Raw genomic sequence first — 19,547 nt, 5'->3', positions numbered from 1 at the left:
AGTTCAACGTGAAAGGAGCAGGCTGATGGCCCGCATCGCATTACGCCAGCTGCTCGATCATGCAGCGGAATACGGTTATGGCGTTCCCGCCTTCAACATCAACAATATGGAGCAGGGGCTTGCGGTTATGGAGGCGGCTGCCTCCTGTGACTCTCCCGTTATTCTCCAGGCCTCCAAGGGTGCCCGCGCCTATGCAAAGGACATCATGCTGGCGCGCATGATCGAGGCACTGTCGGAGATTTATCCGGCCATTCCCATCTGCGTCCATCAGGACCACGGTAGCGACGAGGCGACCTGCATGTCGGCGATACGCCACGGCTTCACCTCGGTGATGATGGATGGCTCTCTCGAAGCGGATGCCAAAACACCTTCGTCTTATGAGTATAATGTCGCAATTACCGAACGGGTCACGCGCATTGCCCATTGGCTGGGCGTATCTGTCGAGGGGGAACTGGGTGTCCTTGGGTCGCTTGAGAGCGGCACCGGAGCTGCCGAGGACGGTCATGGGGCTGAAGGTGCTCTGTCACATGAGCAGCTTCTGACGGACCCTGACCAGGCCGTCGATTTTGTCGCGCGCACCGGTGTCGATGCGCTGGCGATCGCCTGCGGCACATCTCATGGCGCCTACAAGTTCACCAGGGCGCCGGACGGCGATATTCTGGCGATGAGCGTCATTCAGGCAATCCACCTCAAGCTGCCGAACACGCATCTCGTCATGCACGGCTCATCCTCGGTCCCGCAGGAAATGCAGGATGTCATCAACCGCTTCGGAGGTCGGATGCCGCAAACCTACGGCGTGCCGGTCGAGGAGATCGAGCGCGGCATTCGCAATGGGGTCCGCAAGATCAACATCGATACCGATTGTCGCATGGCGATGGCGGGGCAGTTTCGCAAAATCGCCTCAGAGCATCCTGAGGAATTCGATCCGCGAAAATTCCTGAAACCGGCCATGGATGCCCTGGGCAATCTCTGCCGTGACCGCTTCGAACGTTTCGGCACGGCGGGCAACGCCTCACGGATCAAGGTCATTGCCTTGGATGAAATGGCAAAACGCTACGCCGCCGGCGAACTCGATCCGACAACCACACCAGCCAAAGCCGCCTGAACGGCGATCCGGAAGAACAACGAGAGGACCAAGTCATGGCCAATAAATCGCAAACCGTCACAGGTGCGGAACGTTACAGATCTGGCGTGATGGAATACAAAAAAATGGGCTACTGGGAGCCTGATTACGAGCCGAAGGATACCGATATCATCGCGCTCTTCCGCATCACGCCGCAAGACGGCGTCGATCCTGTCGAGGCAGCAGCAGCCGTCGCCGGCGAATCTTCGACCGCCACCTGGACGGTCGTGTGGACCGACCGGCTGACGGCAACCGAGAAATATCGTGCAAAGGCCTACAGGCTCGATCCTGTGCCAAATGCACAGGGTCAGTATTTCGCCTATATCGCCTATGATCTCGACCTGTTCGAGCCGGGCTCGATTGCCAACGTGAGCGCATCGATCATCGGCAACGTCTTCGGCTTCAAGCCGCTGAAGGCATTACGATTGGAAGACATGCGGTTTCCGGTCGCCTATGTGAAGACCTTCCAGGGACCTGCGACCGGCATCGTCGTCGAGCGCGAGCGGCTGGACAAGTTCGGTCGCCCGCTGCTTGGGGCGACTGTGAAACCGAAGCTCGGCCTTTCGGGTCGCAACTACGGTCGCGTGGTCTATGAAGCGTTGAAGGGCGGATTGGATTTCACAAAGGATGACGAAAACATCAACTCGCAGCCTTTCATGCACTGGCGCGAACGCTTTCTCTACTGCATGGAGGCGGTCAACAAGGCCCAGGCCGAGACGGGCGAAATCAAGGGAACATATTTGAACGTCACGGCAGCCACCATGGAGGACATGTACGAGCGGGCAGAATTTGCCAAAGAGATTGGATCGGTCATCGTCATGATCGATCTCGTCATCGGCTACACCGCGATCCAATCCATGGCAAAATGGGCGCGACGCAACGACATGATCCTGCACCTTCATCGCGCCGGTCACTCGACATATACGCGCCAGAAGACACATGGCGTGTCATTCCGAGTGATCGCCAAGTGGATGCGCCTTGCAGGGGTAGACCACATTCACGCCGGAACCGTTGTCGGCAAGCTGGAGGGCGATCCCGCAACAACACGCGGCTACTACGACGTCTGCCGCGAAGGCTTCAACCCGATGCGTTTGGAAAACGGCATCTTCTTCGACCAGGATTGGGCCTCTCTCAACCGCATGATGCCCGTTGCTTCCGGTGGCATCCACGCAGGGCAGATGCATCAGCTCCTGGACCTTCTTGGTGAAGATGTCGTGCTGCAGTTCGGCGGCGGCACCATTGGCCATCCCATGGGCATAGCCGCCGGCGCCACGGCCAACCGCGTTGCGCTTGAATGTATGGTGCTCGCCCGCAACGAGGGACGGGAGATTGTGCATGAAGGACCGGAGATCCTGCGCGAGGCGGCGCGCCACTGCCAGCCATTGCAGCAGGCCCTCGACGTCTGGAAGGACGTGACCTTCAACTACACCTCGACCGACACGCCGGATTTCGTACCGACGGCCACAGCAGCAGAATAGGAGAGCTAACATGCATATCACCCAGGGAGCATTCTCGTTCCTGCCGCCGCTGACGGACGAGCAGATCGCCCGGCAGGCGCAATACTGCATCGATAACGGCTGGGCGACGAGCCTCGAATTCACCGATGATCCCCATCCCCGCAATACCTATTGGGACATGTGGGGCCATCCGATGTTCGACAACGCTGACGCAGCCGCGCTGATAATGGAGCTTCACGAGTGCCGGAAGGTCTATGGCGACCGCTACATCCGCCTCGTCGCCTTCGACAGCAGCCACGGATGGGAGTCCGTTCGCCTCTCCTTCATCGTCAATCGTCCGGCGCAAGAGCCGGGGTTCCGGCTTGAGCGGCAGGAGGCGGCCGGCAGACGGCTCCATTACACCACGCGTTCCTATGCGGCAAACCGGCCGGCGGGAGAACGTTATGGCTGATGCGGTCCACCTGAGGCCCGAGATCGATGACGCGGAGCCCTCAGTCATCGATCTGCGGGCGGAATATGTCGATTCCGGTGTCAAGGAGCTCGTCGACGAGCTGGATAGTTCTCTCATCGGCCTTGCACCAGTCAAGCAGCGGATCAAGGAGACCGCGGCCCTGCTTTTGGTCGAGCGTGCGCGCAGGCGCCTCGGTCTCGCTCATGAAACGCCGACGCTACATATGAGCTTCAGCGGCAATCCCGGGACGGGAAAAACCACAGTTGCTTTGCGCATGGCCAACCTGCTCCATCGCCTTGGCTACATAAGAAAGGGGCATCTGGTGTCGGTGACGCGCGACGACCTGGTGGGCCAATATATTGGCCACACGGCACCGAAGACGAAGGAAATCCTGAAAAAGGCGATGGGGGGTGTCCTCTTCATCGACGAGGCCTATTACCTCTACAGGAAGGAAAACGAGCGCGACTACGGCCAGGAAGCGATCGAGATCCTCCTGCAGGTCATGGAGCACCAACGTGATGACTTCGTCGTCATACTGGCCGGTTATGCCGATCGGATGGAGCGCTTCTTCGAAAGCAATCCAGGCTTTCGTTCGCGTATTGCCCATCATATAGATTTTCCCGATTACACCGATGACGAATTGCTGCAGATCGCCGAGGCGACACTTTCCAAGCAGAACTACCGTTTCGACGCCAAGGCCAGGGCGGCCATGGAAGAGTATATCGCCCTTCGGCGCCGCCAACCGCATTTTGCCAATGCGCGCTCCATCCGCAACGCCCTCGATCGGGCGCGCCTGCGGCAGGCAAACCGGCTCTTCGAGACTTCGGTCGGTCCGATTGATGCCAAGGTGCTGTCCACCATCATTGCCAAGGACATCCGGGCCAGTCGCGTTTTCAAAACCGCTGCAAGAAAAGAAGAGGCCACGCCATGAGCCGCAAAACGATCATTGCTCCCTCCATCCTTTCGGCAGATTTTTCCCGGTTGGGCAATGAAGTCGAGGAGGTCGTGAAGGCGGGCGCAGACTGGATCCATCTCGATGTCATGGATGGTCATTTCGTGCCCAACATCACCTTCGGGCCGCCGGTCGTCAAATCGATCCGCAATCGGACGGACGCGGTTTTCGACTGTCATCTCATGATCGCGCCGGTCGATCCCTATATCGCCGCCTTCGCCGATGCCGGCTGCGATTACATTACGGTCCATGCGGAGGCCGGTCCCCATCTTGATCGAACGCTTCAGGCGATCCGAAATCTCGGCAAGAAGGCAGGCGTCGCGCTCAATCCGTCGACGCCCGAAAGCGTAATCGAATACGTGCTCGACAGGCTGGACCTCGTTCTGCTGATGACCGTCAATCCAGGCTTTGGCGGTCAGGCCTTCATTCCGGCGGTTGCCGAAAAGGTGCGCCGCGTGGCCGCCTTGATCGGGCATCGCCCGATCCATATCGAAGTCGATGGCGGCATTACGGCCGAAACCGCGTCGCTGATCGCAGCTGCCGGTGCGGACGTGCTGGTTTCGGGATCGGCCATTTTCGCTGGCAATGACGCGTCGGCCTATGCGGGCAATATCGAAGTGATCCGCCGACAGGCAGACAAGGCGCTGGCGCAGCAGGCAGCGTAAATCGTGCACGGCAAGGAGAGGATGTGACCGCCGGCGACAGCCGGCGGTCACATCCTTTATTGTTTCTTCTGGAATTGCCCGAGATAGGCGAGGAGATTGGCAATGTCGCCATCGTCCTTCAGGCCTGCAAAAGCCATCTTGGTGCCCTTCACCTTTGCCTTCGGATTGTGGAGGTAGTCGCGCAACGATGCCTCGTCCCACTTGAGGCCGGCCTTGCCCGCATCGATCATTGCCTTGGAATAGGAAAACCCGGGATGCGAGCCGGCAACCCTGCCGATCACTCCGTTCAAAGAAGGGCCGACCTTGTTCTGGTCAGTGTCGGCACTGTGACAGATCTTGCACTTGTTGAACACCGTTGCGCCTGCGTTGGAATCTCCCTCCTGAGCATTGGCCCCGCAGGCAGCAAAGATCGCAACTGATACACCGATCAGAAGGATATGGTATTTCATGCTATTTCCTCATTCGCCAAGGGTGCCCTTTGACGAAGGCAGGCGCTGCTGTTCCTCCACCGGCGCCAGCCATTTTGGATCGCATGGCCTTGCGTACAGTGACGGTAGACCTGCGATCCGGCAAAAACTTACCTGCCAGAGAACGTAAGTCAACCCTTCGACAGGCCACTGAACCCTCATCGACCGCACAGGACGAAGGTCGCGATTGACGCGCCGGGGTGAAGCTCTTAGCTTCTTCTTACCTGTTCCAGCACTGCGCAGCGGCTGGTTGGCGGTCGCGGCCACGGCGCCCGAGAAAATATCGGCGCGGCGCGGCCACGTTGGGCGAAGGGTGCGACATGTTATTTATCGAACTCGTCTTGACAATCTGTATTGAGGACAGGCCCTCGAGCTGCCGGGATGAACATCTTCATCTCGAAAACAGGGGAAGCCTGATGGCCTGTATGGTCCAAGCGCCTCCTCAGATTGCCAGGTGGTCTGAGGAGCATCCGAACTTGCGCGTCGTAAGATGGCGGTGCGAATACCCACCGAAGGACACAGAAATCTAAGATGAAAATCCGACGACCGCGTCGCCCGGAGAAGGGCTCCTTTCAGGCCTGCACGGTGCAATGGATAAATTGCAGCGGCCGCGAGGAGAAGGGTTGCGCATCGGAGGTCTTTCAGCTCCAGCGTCCTGAGCAGCTTGCAATAGGCGAGCCCAGCCTCACATAATCCTCGCATCACAGACCCGCGGTTAGTTCGACGCCTCGGCTGTCTGAAGGCGAGCGAACTGAGACTTCCTCACCCGTCGCTTTCGACGCCTGTGTTGACGGTGGGGCACGTTTCGCCAGCGTAAGCGAGGATAAGATCGTCCTTGTCTGGCCGCCCGCTTCATGTCCCGCTTGGCACCCGCGCTTTCACCGAATTCAGTTGTATTGAGAATGGGAAGAGCGCATGGTCTGTTATCAGCGGTCTTCATCTAGGAGGCTGCTGATCGATGGCCGCCACACGCCACCTCAAGGGAGGACAGGATTGTCTTCCGTGTTCGATCTTTCATACTTGCCTTCGTCCGAGCTCAACCATGCTTCGGGCGCAACTCCAATAAGCTGGCCGGCCGTCTAGCTCCCACGCGGGACCTCCAATTACTTGTCGCGGGATCGTTCAACGAGGACTTCGAAATCGTCGTATCGGGATGTTGTGGTTCTGTCCTCACACATCGTTCCAACTTCAAAAAAAGGATCGCACCAATGGCCAAAGGACAAATAAGAGGTAACCGCGAAGCGCGGAAGCCGAAACAGGAAAAGTCTCCGATGAAGGTGGAGAGTACGTTCGCCAATCAGATCAAGGCCGCAACGAAAAGCAACGCACAGGGCGGCAAACATAAGAGCTGAACGCGATTGGAGAATGAGCCAGGTATTGGCGCCATTCTTTTCCCGAGCGATTCATTCGAGGCGATGTTCCATAAAAGTCGGGAGGTGTAACAACGGTGCCGCTTCGCGCGATCTATCGGGTTGATTACCCGTCGGTTCTCATCAGATCCGCGGTCGTGATAAGCTGGCGCGATACGTGGTAAAGCCAATCAGTAAACACCAGCCCCAGCAAGGGCGCGCGATGTCTTCCACTCCATCGCCGACCATATGTCGTCAGTGCGACGAGCGTCGTGGCGCTGCGTTCAAGGCATCGAGCAGGGCGGACATGCCTTCGTTTGCCGCCAGTGCCAGCATATGATTATCGGCAAGATCCAAGACGGCGACAATTGCCTCACGTTCGTTCCAGCCGACGGCAACGGCCGCCGCTATCAGGTCGAGGAAGGCGAATTGCAAGGCCTCCTGGCAGTGTACGTGCCTTTCGAGATTGTCATCAGTGGCGAACGGCCGTGAAATATCGCGCATAGACCGATAGTGTCCGATTCCCTTTGGCGAGACTACGGCATTTCAACGATTGCTGATAAAGTCCACAGGATTGCAGAAGCGGCACCACTTTGTTCTTCCGAGATGGAGCTACCGACTTGCCGGCATCGTTCGTGCAGAAGATGCCAGAGCTGGAACCTTTTGCAAGCGCAGCGGGTTGGCTTTGACGGATTGACGCCCCTGGCGTTTTTCATCGGGGGCAGTGTTCGCCAACTCAAGGTCGTTTTGTCATATTGGCCAGCTAGCTTCCGGCGGTTTTGGAGCGGCAGCGCCTTTGGGTTTTCATCTTTTTAACGCCGCCGATAGAACAATGAAACCAGCAGCTATCGTGGTCCAGAGGTTTGTCAGAAGTGCCACGACACCTGCGTGTGCGGCGAAAACCTGCGGGGTCGGACCGTGAAAATTCCCGGCTCGGTCCGTAAACCAAAAGCCGGTTCAAAAGCATCGTATGTCCGCTTCGGCCTGTGCTCTTCTCAACTCCGCCGTCGCGGCCTTTGCCGGGGCGCTTTCGCGGAACAACGCGCTGTTTTCACCGGTGAGGAGCCCCATCTGTTTGAAGGTTGAGGCCGCCTCGTAGCGTTCATAGGGCAGAATGGATTCGATGACGTCGATCGAACACGAGCAACGGTCAAGGACGGCCCGATTCTCGCCGTTGGCCTTCATGCAGGCATAGACGTATTCTGCAATGACGTTGGTCGGATAACGTGTTCCCGCCGCCGCCGGAAACGCAAAACCGATTGCTGCAAGTGCGAAGGTCGCGATCCCGAGGGTCTTAATGGCAATCATGGCGATTCCTTTCATGCAGCGCATTTTTCAGCCGTTCGAAGAACATGTATAGTGTTATTGTAGCATAATTTCAATGATGTCGATGCGTCGTCAGTAGTTTTATAGTAACCTTCCAGCTTTAATATTGCAACGCACAAAAATTGATGCTGCGATGCAGCGTACATTGCTGAACAAACACGCTTGCGGAAAGCAAATCTATCTCTTATGGTCTATTTGTTTCCGGCTTCAAGGACGTTACCGTCAAGGGAGTGGTGACTGTCTTCGTAGGCCAAGCGGGTGGGCGGTAACGGTGCCCTCCGCGCGCCTGGCTTAGGTCGTGACACGCTGCCGGAAATACTTCCCACACGCTGAACCGATGACGCGGGTCGCTGAACAGGCGCCGTTTTAACTCGTCATCCTTGCGAACTTAGGGAGGACTAAATGCGTGTACGTGCAAGCTTCATTAAAACGGCATTGGTGACGACTGCGGTATCTATGTCATTGGCGGGAGGAGTTACTGCCAACGACGAGGTCCAAAAATTGATCTCCGATTCCAAAAACTGGGCGATTCCGACGGGTGACTATGCCAATACCCGGTTTTCGAAATTGAACCAGATCAACAAGGACAATGTGAAGAACCTCCAGGTCAAATGGACATTCTCGACCGGCGTGCTGCGCGGTCATGAAGGTGGACCTCTGGTGATCGGCGACGTGATGTATGTCCATGCGCCGTTCCCAAATACGGTATATGCTCTCGATCTCAACAATGACGGCAAGATCCTCTGGAAGTATGAGCCCAAGCAGGATCCAAACGTCATCGCGATCATGTGCTGCGACACGGTCAATCGTGGCGTTGCCTATGGCGACGGCAAGATCATCCTCAACCAGGCCGACACGACAGTCGTTGCACTCGACGCCAAGACCGGCAAGGTCGTGTGGTCGGTGAAGAACGGCGAGGATACGGCCGGCGGCAAGGGCGAGAGCGGGACGAGTGCACCCATGGTCTTCAAGGACAAGGTGCTGATCGGCATATCGGGCGGCGAGTACGGTGTGCGTGGCCATGTGACCGCCTATAACCTGAAAGACGGTACGGTTGCCTGGAAGGCATATTCGACCGGTCCTGACGCGGAAACCCTGATGGATGGTGAAAAGACCACCCAGCTCGGCAAGCCGGTCGGCAAGGATTCGGGCGTCACCAGCTGGGAAGGTGAACAGTGGAAGCAGGGTGGCGGAACGACCTGGGGCTGGTATGCCTTCGATCCGAAGCTCAACCTGGTCTACTACGGGACTGGCAACCCGTCGACCTGGAACCCGGTTCAGCGACCGGGGGACAATAAATGGTCGATGACGATATTCGCACGTGATGCGGATACAGGCATGGCCAAATGGGTCTACCAAATGACTCCCCATGACGAATGGGACTTCGATGGCGTCAACGAGATGATCCTCGTGGACGGCATGGACATCAGCGGCCAGAAACGCGACGTGCTGGTGCACTTCGATCGCAACGGCTTCGCCTATACGCTGGATCGCGGAAACGGCGAGCTGCTCGTTGCAAAGAAATACGATCCGGCCGTCAACTGGGCGACGGAAGTCGTCATGGATCCGAAGAGCAAGGAGTATGGCCGCCCGCAGGTGGTTGCAAAGTACTCGACGCAGCAGAATGGCGAGGACACCAATACAACGGGGGTCTGCCCGGCCGCACTTGGAACAAAAGACCAGCAGCCGGCCACCTACTCGCCGAAGACCGGGTTGTTCTACGTTCCGACCAACCATGTCTGCATGGACTACGAGCCTTATCAGGTCAGCTATACCGCCGGTCAGCCCTATGTGGGGGCAACGGTATCGATGTACCCGGCTCCCAACAGCCATGGCGGAATGGGCAACTTCATTGCCTGGGATGCCGCCAAGGGTGAGATCGTTTGGTCGAAGCCCGAGCAGTTCTCTGTGTGGTCGGGCGCACTGTCGACCGATGGCGACGTCATCTTCTACGGCACGTTGGAAGGCTACATCAAGGCTGTCGATAAGGACGGGAAGGAACTTTACAAGTTCAAGACCCCATCCGGCATTATCGGCAACATCAACACCTTCGAGCACAAGGGCAAGCAGTATGTTGCCGTGCTGTCGGGTGTTGGCGGATGGGCCGGCATCGGACTTGCCGGCGGTCTTTTGGGCGCGGAAGGTGCTGCAGCCTGGCAGCAGGCCGTTGCCGGCCAGAAGGCTCCGACCGAGGAAGAAAAGTCGATCTCAACGGCCGGTCTAGGCGCTGTCGGCGGCTACGCTGCACTTGCCGACTACACGACGCTGGGCGGTCAGCTCACCGTCTTCGGTCTCCCGGACTGATCTGCGGGAACCCATAGCAAGCCGACCTCTTGGTCGAGGCGGCAAGGCAGAGAAACGAGGGCCTGCAAAACTGGGATTTCCCCGGCAGGCCCTCGAATTCGCCACGCAAACCACAACTCTCCTGTCAACGCCGCATCGCGACAGCACGGCTGTATTGGTGGCGAATGAGAAAGAGGTCCGAATGTCAGTGCGCAAAACGATCTTAGTGCTTGCAATGTCTCTTATTGGTTCCAGCGTCATCCTTGCTGCCGATGACAAGCAGAAAGCCGCAGCCGTCAGCGAACAGGATGGCAAATATGTCGATGCGGAAGGCAATCCAACATTCAAGATCCAGGATGACGGGACCGTCGACTGGTATACGTTCAGCGGCTACCGGCGCTATCATTCCGACTGTCATGTGTGCCATGGACCCGACGGCGTCGGCTCGAGCTATGCGCCTGCGCTTGCCAACTCGATGAAAAACATGGACTACGCAACCTTTCTGTCGATCGTTGCCGAGGGCCGCAAGAATGTCGGCGGCGGCAAGGAAAACGTCATGCCGGCATTCGGCGAAAACAAGAACGTCTACTGCTACCTCGACGACATCTACGTCTATCTGCGCGCCCGGGCCGTCGGCGACGCGCCGCGCGGTCGTCCGCCCAAGAAGGCTGACAAGCCGCAAGCGGCGAAAGACCACGAAAAATCCTGTATGGGGAGCTGAACCAATGTCGCCGAACAAATCGTGCGCTCGCCGTATTCTGTTTATGATCGCGGTGGTTGCCGCAACCCCCACAGGGGTATTTGCGCAAGGTGCCGGGATCGGCGCGGCGGGCGAACTGGTCGATCCGGACGTGCTGCGCGTTTGCGCCGATCCCTCGAACATGCCATTTACGGATCAAAGCGGCGAAGGCTTCGAAAACAAGCTGGCTGAACTGGTGGCTGCCAAAACGCAACGCAAATCGGTCTCCTATACATGGTATCCGATGGCCACCGGCTTTGTCCGCAATACGCTGAGAGCCAATCGGTGCGATGTCATCATGGGTTATGCCCAAGGCGACGAACTGGTGCAGAACACCAACGCCTATTACCGATCCACCTACGTGATGATCTTCAAGAAGGGCAGCGGTCTGGACGGCTTGGAAAGCCTCGAGGATCCGAAACTGGCCGACAAGCGGATCGGGATCGTCGCGAGAACTCCGCCGAGCGCCAACCTGGCGAGGGCCAAGCTGATGCGCAACGCGAAGACCTATCCGTTGATGGTTGATACCCGCTCGACGCCGTCCATGGCCGAAGTCATGCTGAAGGACCTCGAAAAGGACATCATCGACGTCGCTGTCCTCTGGGGACCGATGGCCGGCTATTACGTCAAGGAGATCAATCCGGACCTTGTCATGGTGCCACTTCTCAAGGAAAAGACCGGCCGTATGTCCTATCGCATCACCATGGGCGTGCGTCCGTCCGATCAGGAGTGGAAACGGACGCTGAACAAGGTGATTCGGGAAAACCAATCGGAAATTAACCAGATTCTGATGCAATACCAGGTCCCGCTCATCGACGAAGCCGGTAACCAGATCAAGGGATAGCAGTAACGGCGTTCGGATTTTCTCCACAATGGCAGAATGCGAATGTTGTTGAGATTTCAGAGCTTGCGCCGAAAGGCGCACGATGCCGGGAGGAGATCAGTGGTTGATCTCGGGCAGAGCAAAGAGGAGAAACTTATGAAGAAAAGCTGGAAGAAGCCGACGACATGCGTCGTTTGCGTCGGAATGGAAATGTCACGTTACCGTTCCGCTGAACTTAAGGCTAAGAAATAAGCGCATCTCCCGCTCCATGCGGCTTGTCCGCGTGGAGCGGCTGCCGCCGGAAGGAAGCACCATCACATGCGGCTGAAGATCCTCGGCTCCGCGGCAGGGGGCGGATTCCCCCAGTGGAACTGCAACTATCGGCTGAGCCGCGCCGTCCGCAATGGTGAAGGCGGCTTTCGGCGTCGGACCCAATCGAGTCTTGGCGTATCCGCCGACGGCGAGAACTGGATTGTCTTCAACGCATCTCCGGATATTGGGGAACAGATTGCCGCCGCTCCGGAGCTGCAGCCGATGGAGGAGGGCCCGTTGCGGGCTTCGCCCATCCAGGCTGTCGTCCTGACCAATGCAGATGTCGACCATATAGCCGGACTATTGAGCCTGCGCGAGCGGCATCGCTTTGTCATTTATGCAACCGCCCGGGTGCTTCGGGTAATCGAGGAGAACAGCATCTTCAATGTCCTTGACAGGCAATTGGTGGAGCGCCGGGAACTTTTGCTCGACGTGCCGACCCCCGTTGCGGACTGGCAGGGCAAGCCGACATCCGTAGTGATCGAAGCCTTTTCAGTTCCGGGCAAGATTGCGCTGTTTCTTGAAGATGCGGGCAGGGCGCAGGAAGGGTTCGGCACCCAAGAAGGCGATACTGTGGGGGTGCGTATTGTCCAGGAGGGCGGTCACTCCTCCGCATTGTATATTCCTGGTTGTGCGGCCATCGACGCTGACCTGAGAAGGAGGGTTGCTGCGTCATCGTGTCTGCTCTTCGACGGTACAGTCTACACCGATGATGAGATGTTGAGCGCCGGCGTCGGGGCGAAGACCGGCCGGCGTATGGGACACTTGCACATCGCCGGCTCCGACGGCTCCATGGCCATGCTTGCCGCTGTCGCGCCCACGCGCCGCATCTATGTTCATATCAATAACACCAATCCGATCCTTGATGAGAGCTCTCCCGAAGCGGCAGCTGTGAGGGCAGCGGGATGGGAGATCGGCTACGACGGGATGGAGATCGGCATATGAGCGAGTTTGCAGACGCGGCGCGAAATGGACTGACGCCCGCCGCACTGGAAGCAACGCTGCGTCGGGTGGGGGAGGAGCGATACCACAACAAGCACCCCTTCCATCACAGAATGATGGCAGGCGCGTTGACCAGGACGGAGCTTCAGGCATGGGCGCTCAACCGGTACTGTTACCAGGCCATGATCCCGCGCAAGGATGCGATGATTGTCAGTCGGACGGAGGACCCGGAATTGCGCGCGGAATGGCGCCGAAGGATCGAGGATCATGATGGGGCAACCGGTTGGGATGGCGGCATCGCCCGCTGGCTCAAGCTGGCAAGTGGGCTGGGGCTTAACGAGGAACTGGTAAGGAGCGAGAGCCGTGCTCTGCCTGCGACCCGCTTTGCCGTGGGAGCTTATCTGTCTTTCTGCACCAATCGCAGCCTTTTGGAAGCCATCGCCTCCTCACTGACGGAGTTGTTCGCCCCTGTGATCATCGGCGAGCGGGTTCCTGCCATGCTGGCAAAATACAGCTATGTGACTGAAGATACCCTGGCCTACTTTACGCCGAGGCTGAAGCAGGCGCCGCGCGATTCTGATTTTGCGCTTGCCTATGTCCTTTCGCATGCGACGGAGCCGGAAAAGCAGCAGGCCGTCATAAATGCGCTCGTTTTCAAATGCGATGTCTTGTGGGCGATGCTGGATGCACTCGACTATGCCTATAGAGACGGCGGCAACATACCGCCGGGCGCTTTCGTGCCGGAGGTAAGATGATGCAGAGCCGCCGCCAGCGTGCCGTCTTGTCCGCGCAGTCGAGGCCGCAACTGAAGCGTCACGTCCGACTGCAGTTTGATCCGGTGCGCAACGCCTGGGCGGTCTTGTCGCCGGAAAAGGTGTTCTGGCCGGATGAGGTCAGTCTAGATATCCTGAGACTGTGCGATGGCCAGCACACGGTGCCGCAAATGGTCGACGAACTTGCCGGCCAATATGATGCGCCTCGCCAGGACATTGCGCCCGATGTCGAAGAATTCCTCCAGGACTGGTCCGACAGATTTCTGGTGACGCTATGAATGAACGAATTCTGCCGCCAATCAGCATGCTGGCCGAGCTTACGCATCGCTGTCCCCTGCAATGCGTCTACTGCTCCAACCCGCTCGAATTGTTGAAGGCGGACAGGGAGCTTTCGACAGACGCATGGCGGGCTCTCTTCGAAGAGGCAGCCGATCTTGGGGTCCTACAGGTTCATCTGTCCGGTGGAGAGCCGACCGTTAGGCCCGATCTTGAAAAGCTTGTAGGCTGTCTGACAAGACGTGGCGTCTACACTAATCTCATTACGGCAGGGATCGGGATACCGGAAGGGCGGCTCGAGGCGCTGCAGGACGTGGGTCTCGATCATGTCCAGTTAAGCATTCAGGGTGCGAACGCGCCGACGACCGAGAAAATCGGCAATCACCGTGGCGCGCACGAAAAGAAGCTTCAGACTGCGAGGCGGGTCGTGGAGATCGGCCTGCCGCTGACGATCAATGCTCCGATCCATCGCCACAACATAGAGGAAGTGCCGGCTTTCATCGATCTTGCGCTTTCGCTTGGGGCAGAAAGATTGGAGATCGCCAATGTTCAGTATGGAGGCTGGGCTCTTCTTAACCGCAATGCCCTCATGCCCGATCGAGCGTCGGTGGAGCGCCAAGTGGAGATTGTCGAAGAAGCCCAGTCACGGTTGCAGGGAGTTCTTGCGATCGACTTTGTCGCTCCCGATTATTTCGCAGTCTATCCGAAACCCTGCATGGGTGGCTGGGCGCGTGATGCGTTCATGGTAGCCCCGGATGGCACGGCACTTCCATGCCACGCCGCTGCCACCATCCCGTCCTTGCATTTCGAACGGTTCGGCGAATGGAGTCTGACGGATATCTGGCTTAATTCTCCGGCATTCAATGCATTCCGCGGCGACGACTGGATGCTGGAACCTTGCAGAAGCTGCGAGCGGCGTGACATCGATTGGGGCGGCTGCAGATGCCAGGCAATGGCAATAGCCGGTGATGCTGCAGCCACCGATCCCGCTTGTGTCAAATCACCCCTTCATAGCCGTATGGCAACGCTCATCAGCCAAGCCAATTCCGCTCCTTCGACCAGCTCCGACAATTTCCGTTATCGCCGCATCGGACGGACCCTGTAGCCGGGCCGGACTATCATCATCGCAGATCGGCTGACAGTCGCCACGCCGATCGTTTCATCCGGTCCTAAGATCAGGCTTGCGCTGCCGCGCCGGTCACACCAGTCCTTGAGGGTTGGCTTCTGGTCGTCCCGGAGCTAGCCCATGGCATGGCGAATGGTTTTCGACAGGCGCAGCAGGAAGGCAGGTCTCGAAGAGGCGACAAGCTTCCACGACAAGAGAGCCTTTGCCATGCGCCGGGGAAGTAGGCCGACGGAGAGAAACCAGGCCGCGAGGACGGCACGCCGTCTGAGCGAAGCATTCATTTCCAGGCTCGCCACGGCACCTGCAGCGCCCAGAATGAACCTGGAATCGTCGGGAACGGGATGCAGTTGGCGGTCTATGCAAAGCGATGCCAAGCGCTCTTCGAGGTGCACCGTATCATGAAGAGCGACGTCCGGCGACACCGTCAAGCCGACATCGGCGGCCTGATCTGACAAGGCTTCCATCCGGCGGAAGTCATGCTCCACTCGCCAGCGTGCCCGCTGGCCAAGTTTTTCTGCAAAGACGGAATGATTGGCGCCATGAATGCGGTAGGCGCCAAGGCAGGAATCGATCGACGTCACCTCTCCATGGAGAGGCGCGACAGTAACCAGATATCCGTCCGCCCCCTGGCGAAACTCCATCTCGGGGATAGGCATGATCGCCTCCAGAACCGAACGCCTGAAGGCAAGCCCGCTTGTGACGGTCGTTTGATAGCGTCCCTTCTGCAGCAGCTGCGGAGTGACGTCACCTGAATCGAAGGGGAGCTCGTGAGGCGGAAACACATCCTTGATGCGTTGGCGCTCGTCGACGATGTGCAATCTGAATTGCACCTGGGCGGTATTGCCGTCGCATGACTCGATTATCTGCGATACGGCGTTCGGATAGAGATAGTCGTCGGCGTCGAGAAACAGAACGATCTCGCCTCGGCTGACCGCAAATCCCGTGTTGAAGGCAGCCGCGTGGCCGCCATTGCGCTCTCGTGGGACAGCTGTGATCCTGGACCCATATGCCGCAATCACACAAGCGCTGTCGTCAGCCGATGCGTCGTCGACAACGATGACCTCTACGTTGTCATGATCTTGCGCCAGCGCGCTGTCGATGCAGCGCTTTAAGAAGCGCGCATAGTTGTAATTCGCAATGATGATCGAAACTGGAACGTCATCTTGGATGGAATGCATCGCATAGAACCTCGCACTTCTGCTTTGGTCACGGCGAACCTTCTCATTCAGGTCCTGTTTGTAATGTCCGTCTGGGCAAGAACGGCGCTTCAACGCTGAAGAAAGCCGCTGCACCGACACGCCGGCCACGTACCCAGCAAAGATCGTGCTTTGATCAAATCGGTGCGCTCATCAGCCTGCGCAGCTTTATGGCTTTTGAAAGACACGTTGCTGTAACATTGGCCAGCAGCGGTTGAAAGCGATGGGTTTGTGCGGATCGTCCGCCGCGCCTGACCGAAGACCGCTCCAACATGTTTTACCGATTCGCGAGGGTTCGCCGCGAAGGCGTTCATGGTCGCGGCCACTCGGGCAAGGTCCATGTGGACCCCATGTTGTTTGCTGAATTCCTTCTGCCTTTCACTGCCTGAAGCACACCTCAGGTTGGCGGCAATAACGCCCAGCATCCTAGCCAAACAGCCCCAACAGCGCCCGGTATTGATATGGTCGCTCCGACTCCTGAATGAGGCGGGCAAGCTTGAGCTATCCGTCGATGTCGTTTCATATATAAGCATGCCCAGGTGAGAAGGTGGCAGGGAGGCAGGCTTATGAACCTTAGACATCAGATTGTGGCATTGGCCATCATCCCATTGATCCTGGCCATCCTGATTGTCACAGCGTTCATCACCTGGCAGTCGGCCACGCTTGTGCGCAGCAGCATCGACACCTTCGAGCGAAACATGCTGAAGGCCAAGCAAACGGAACTCCTCAATCTCACAAATCTTGCGCTCTCAGCCATTCATGACATTTACGAAGCCGCCGGTCCGGACGACGAAGGAGCAAAGGAGAAGGTTCGCGCCATCCTGACCGCTCTCGACTATGGCAAGGATGGCTACTTCTTTGTCTATGATTACGACGGTAACAATGTCGTCCATCCGCGTCAAACGTTCCGGCCTGGTCACAACTGGCTCGATCTTACCGATCCTGATGGCGATCGGGTTATTGCCAATCTAATCCAGAAGGCCAAGGAGGGCGGCGGGCTCCACCAGTACAAGTGGCAGAAGCCGTCCTCGGGGGAGGTGGCCGACAAGCTGTCCTTCGCCGCCGGACTCGACAAGTGGAAATGGATGCTGGGAACGGGCGTTTATCTTGACGACGTCTTCGCACAGACCGCCGCAGCAAACGCAGATTTCCGTGCCAATGTGCGCAAGACATTTCTGATCATTGCGCTGATCGCGGTGCCTGCGGTTCTCATCGTCTTTGCCACCGGCATGCTGCTGACGTTGAGAGAACGTCGCCTTGCAGACAGCAAGCTTAAACAGCTCGCGCAGCGCATTATCGACACGCAGGAAGAGGAAAGGACGCGCCTTGCCCGTGAACTGCATGATGGAATCTCGCAGAACCTCATCGGCGTCCGCTATGCGATCGATCTGGCGAGCCGCAAGGTCGCAAGCCAGGCCGAAGATGCGGCCCGCGCAATCGATCGCGGAGCAGAGGCGCTGAACGGGGCGATCAAGGAGGTACGCCGCCTTTCCCATGACCTGCGTCCGCGAGCGCTTGATGATCTTGGCCTGACGCCGGCGCTCAAGGCACTTTGCGACAACTTCTCGGAGCGGACGGGCATCGAGACCAGACTGGAGGCGCTTCCCTTCAAGAACATGCTGAAGTCCGAGGCGAGCACGGCGCTGTATCGAGTTGCGCAGGAGGCGTTGAACAATGTGGAGCGGCATTCGGGAGCCTCCCGCGTCGACATCAGGATTTGGAGCGTTGGCGGCCGTGTCCGCATGACGATCTCTGACAACGGAAACGGTTTCGATGAAACAATGGCCGAGGGAAAGAAAGCGCTCGGCGGCGGGCTCGGACTGCGCAATATGCAGGAGCGCCTGGCCCATTTCGGCGGACTGCTGCTGATCAAGACGACATCGGCGGGCACCATCCTGACCGCGATGCTTCCAAGGTCGGCTACGGTGAACCGCGCACAACTCGAGGACGCAGCATGAGCGGCAGAAAAAATATAAAGGTTCTTTTGATCGACAACCATCCCCTGGTTCTCGACGGGTTGGGGGCCGTTTTGGAAACCTATGAACACATTGAGATCGTCGGTACCGCCGGATTGGCACGCGCAGGGCTTGAGATTGCACTGAGGGAAAAGCCAGCAGTGGTCCTGATGGACATCAACATGCCGCAGCTCAGCGGCATAGACGCGATCGAGCTCTTCAAGGAGCAACTGCCCGAAGCACGCATCCTGATGCTGTCGATGCACGACAGTCGCGAATATATTTCGACATCGGTGTTGCATGGGGCATCCGGTTACATACTCAAGGATGTCTCCACCGACGAGATCATCGCCGCGATCGAAGCCGTGGCAGACGGCAAAAGCTACTTTTCTTCCGGTGTCTCCGATGTTCTCCTCGAGCGAAGGGAGGCGCCGGATGCGCTTCCTCTAACGACACGCGAGCATGATGTTCTACTGTTGCTGGCGGCAGGAAAAAGCAATCGCGATATTGCGCAGTTACTCGGTCTCTCAGCCGCCACGGTCGAGACGCATCGCAAGAACATCAAGAAGAAGCTCAACATCGCGACGACGGCTGGGCTGACGCGCTATGCCATCGCGAACGGATTGACCTGGGCCGAGAGTTGAGCACCTACCCAGTACTGGGTAGAGCCGCGTATTTTGCCGATTTTCGGTCTTGTTCCTAAAGTTTCCGCGCAATACCAGTTGCCCGGGTCACGTCGCCAAGAGCCTGTGACCCTGGGAGGATTACATCATGGCTGGCTTGCTGTCGCTGTCGCGCGTCATTGACGCGATCAATATCTTTTTGGGTAAATCCGTTTCATGGTTGTTGCTGGCAGCAGTGCTGATCAGCGCGATCAACGCGACCATCCGCAAACTGTTCAACTTGAGTTCGAACGCCTGGCTCGAAGCTCAGTGGTACTTGTTTTCGGCCGTATTTCTCATCGCCGCAGCATGGACGCTTTTAAGTAGCGAACATGTCAAGGTCGACCTTGTCTACGGTCAGTTGCCGCGACGCGCGCAGCTTTGGATCGAAATCCTCGGCACGATCTTCTTTCTCTTGCCGTTCTGTCTGATCACGATTTACCTGTCCTGGCCGATCGTCGTATCGAAATTCGTCAGCGGCGAAATATCGAACAATACCGGCGGCCTGCTCCTGTGGCCCGTATGGGCACTTATTCCTGCCGGCTTCGGCTTGCTGGCACTCCAGGGCATTTCGGAACTCATCAAACGCATCGCGATCCTGAAGGGCGATCTTCCGGATGCGATCGCGCTTGCCGACGCTGAAGCACAAACTCTCTAGGCAGGAAAATCC

General features: G+C 57.9%; 20 protein-coding genes. 16 read left to right on the top strand and 4 right to left on the bottom strand.

Going from position 1 to position 19,547, the window contains the following annotated elements; translation table 11 throughout:
- The first annotated feature begins 25 nt into the window (after positions 1-25).
- From fba to rpe, 5 genes are read left to right on the top strand one after another with little or no spacing between them, the layout of a single operon-like run.
- Entirely contained in the window at positions 26-1,105 is a 1,080-nt protein-coding gene (gene fba / locus EV130_RS17745) for a class II fructose-bisphosphate aldolase (RefSeq protein ID WP_132550920.1), read from the top strand.
- 35 nt (positions 1,106-1,140) lie between these two features.
- Entirely contained in the window at positions 1,141-2,601 is a 1,461-nt protein-coding gene (locus tag EV130_RS17740) for a form I ribulose bisphosphate carboxylase large subunit (protein WP_074064269.1), read from the top strand.
- 10 nt (positions 2,602-2,611) lie between these two features.
- Positions 2,612-3,031, top strand: a complete 420-nt coding sequence (locus EV130_RS17735; protein WP_074064270.1) for a ribulose bisphosphate carboxylase small subunit — start codon at positions 2,612-2,614, stop codon at positions 3,029-3,031.
- Entirely contained in the window at positions 3,024-3,962 is a 939-nt protein-coding gene (gene cbbX, locus EV130_RS17730) for a CbbX protein (RefSeq protein ID WP_074064271.1), read from the top strand. The genes EV130_RS17735 and cbbX overlap by 8 nt, the downstream gene beginning before the upstream one ends.
- The gene (rpe, locus tag EV130_RS17725; RefSeq protein ID WP_132550918.1) at positions 3,959-4,648 is read left to right on the top strand and encodes a ribulose-phosphate 3-epimerase; all 690 of its coding nucleotides are present in this window, start codon (positions 3,959-3,961) and stop codon (positions 4,646-4,648) included. Before cbbX ends, rpe begins: the two co-directional genes overlap by 4 nt.
- 56 nt (positions 4,649-4,704) lie before the next feature.
- On the opposite strand, the gene EV130_RS17720 is transcribed toward rpe, so the two are convergent.
- Positions 4,705-5,097 (bottom strand): c-type cytochrome, encoded by a 393-nt coding sequence (locus EV130_RS17720; protein ID WP_074064273.1) that lies wholly within the window; start codon positions 5,095-5,097, stop codon positions 4,705-4,707.
- 1,226 nt (positions 5,098-6,323) lie between these two features.
- Between EV130_RS17720 and EV130_RS32590 the strand changes: the two genes are divergently transcribed.
- Positions 6,324-6,467 carry a hypothetical protein gene (locus tag EV130_RS32590; protein ID WP_165918539.1) on the top strand — a complete coding sequence of 48 codons (144 nt, stop codon included), beginning with the start codon at positions 6,324-6,326 and terminating at the stop codon, positions 6,465-6,467.
- Positions 6,468-6,719: 252 nt separating this feature from the next.
- Here EV130_RS32590 and EV130_RS17710 read toward each other — a convergent pair whose 3' ends face one another.
- A complete protein-coding gene (locus tag EV130_RS17710; RefSeq protein WP_074064275.1) occupies positions 6,720-6,968 on the bottom strand; it encodes a hypothetical protein in 249 nt (82 codons plus the stop codon).
- Between the two features lie 453 nt (positions 6,969-7,421).
- A complete protein-coding gene (locus EV130_RS17705) occupies positions 7,422-7,772 on the bottom strand; it encodes a hypothetical protein (RefSeq protein WP_074065618.1) in 351 nt (116 codons plus the stop codon).
- Between the two features lie 474 nt (positions 7,773-8,246).
- Here EV130_RS17705 and EV130_RS17700 point away from each other — a divergent pair, with 474 nt between their 5' ends.
- The 7 genes from EV130_RS17700 (at position 8,247) to pqqE (ending at position 15,043) form a co-directional block, all read left to right on the top strand.
- The gene (locus EV130_RS17700) at positions 8,247-10,094 is read left to right on the top strand and encodes a methanol/ethanol family PQQ-dependent dehydrogenase (RefSeq protein WP_165918543.1); all 1,848 of its coding nucleotides are present in this window, start codon (positions 8,247-8,249) and stop codon (positions 10,092-10,094) included.
- Between the two features lie 181 nt (positions 10,095-10,275).
- On the top strand, positions 10,276-10,794 hold the full coding sequence (locus EV130_RS17695) for a c-type cytochrome, methanol metabolism-related (RefSeq protein ID WP_081377229.1): 519 nt from the start codon (positions 10,276-10,278) through the stop codon (positions 10,792-10,794).
- 4 nt (positions 10,795-10,798) lie between these two features.
- Complete coding sequence (locus EV130_RS17690) at positions 10,799-11,656, top strand: substrate-binding domain-containing protein (protein ID WP_074064277.1); 858 nt, start codon at positions 10,799-10,801, stop codon at positions 11,654-11,656.
- Between the two features lie 297 nt (positions 11,657-11,953).
- Positions 11,954-12,892, top strand: coding sequence for a pyrroloquinoline quinone biosynthesis protein PqqB (pqqB, locus tag EV130_RS17685; RefSeq protein ID WP_074064279.1), 939 nt, complete (start codon positions 11,954-11,956; stop codon positions 12,890-12,892).
- On the top strand, positions 12,889-13,644 hold the full coding sequence (gene pqqC / locus EV130_RS17680; RefSeq protein ID WP_074064280.1) for a pyrroloquinoline-quinone synthase PqqC: 756 nt from the start codon (positions 12,889-12,891) through the stop codon (positions 13,642-13,644). Before pqqB ends, pqqC begins: the two co-directional genes overlap by 4 nt.
- Positions 13,641-13,940 (top strand): pyrroloquinoline quinone biosynthesis peptide chaperone PqqD, encoded by a 300-nt coding sequence (gene pqqD, locus EV130_RS17675; RefSeq protein ID WP_335727745.1) that lies wholly within the window; start codon positions 13,641-13,643, stop codon positions 13,938-13,940. The genes pqqC and pqqD overlap by 4 nt, the downstream gene beginning before the upstream one ends.
- The gene (gene pqqE, locus EV130_RS17670) at positions 13,937-15,043 is read left to right on the top strand and encodes a pyrroloquinoline quinone biosynthesis protein PqqE (RefSeq protein WP_074064281.1); all 1,107 of its coding nucleotides are present in this window, start codon (positions 13,937-13,939) and stop codon (positions 15,041-15,043) included. The genes pqqD and pqqE overlap by 4 nt, the downstream gene beginning before the upstream one ends.
- A gap of 134 nt (positions 15,044-15,177) precedes the next feature.
- Here pqqE and EV130_RS17665 read toward each other — a convergent pair whose 3' ends face one another.
- On the bottom strand, positions 15,178-16,242 hold the full coding sequence (locus EV130_RS17665) for a glycosyltransferase family 2 protein (RefSeq protein ID WP_132550916.1): 1,065 nt from the start codon (positions 16,240-16,242) through the stop codon (positions 15,178-15,180).
- Between the two features lie 584 nt (positions 16,243-16,826).
- On the opposite strand from EV130_RS17665, the gene mctS reads away from it, so the two are divergent.
- The 3 genes from mctS (at position 16,827) to EV130_RS17650 (ending at position 19,535) form a co-directional block, all read left to right on the top strand.
- Positions 16,827-18,218 carry a two-component system sensor histidine kinase MctS gene (gene mctS / locus EV130_RS17660; RefSeq protein WP_074064284.1) on the top strand — a complete coding sequence of 464 codons (1,392 nt, stop codon included), beginning with the start codon at positions 16,827-16,829 and terminating at the stop codon, positions 18,216-18,218.
- A complete protein-coding gene (gene mctR / locus EV130_RS17655) occupies positions 18,215-18,859 on the top strand; it encodes a two-component system response regulator MctR (protein WP_074064285.1) in 645 nt (214 codons plus the stop codon). The genes mctS and mctR overlap by 4 nt, the downstream gene beginning before the upstream one ends.
- A 127-nt stretch (positions 18,860-18,986) precedes the next feature.
- Positions 18,987-19,535, top strand: coding sequence for a TRAP transporter small permease subunit (locus tag EV130_RS17650; RefSeq protein WP_074064286.1), 549 nt, complete (start codon positions 18,987-18,989; stop codon positions 19,533-19,535).
- Positions 19,536-19,547: the final 12 nt, after the last annotated feature.

This window comes from Rhizobium azibense, from assembly GCF_004342325.1.
GTDB classification, from domain to species: Bacteria; Pseudomonadota; Alphaproteobacteria; order Rhizobiales; family Rhizobiaceae; genus Rhizobium; species Rhizobium etli_B.
Note: the sequence above shows the minus strand (reverse complement) of the source record. Positions and strands in the feature narration are given on the sequence as shown.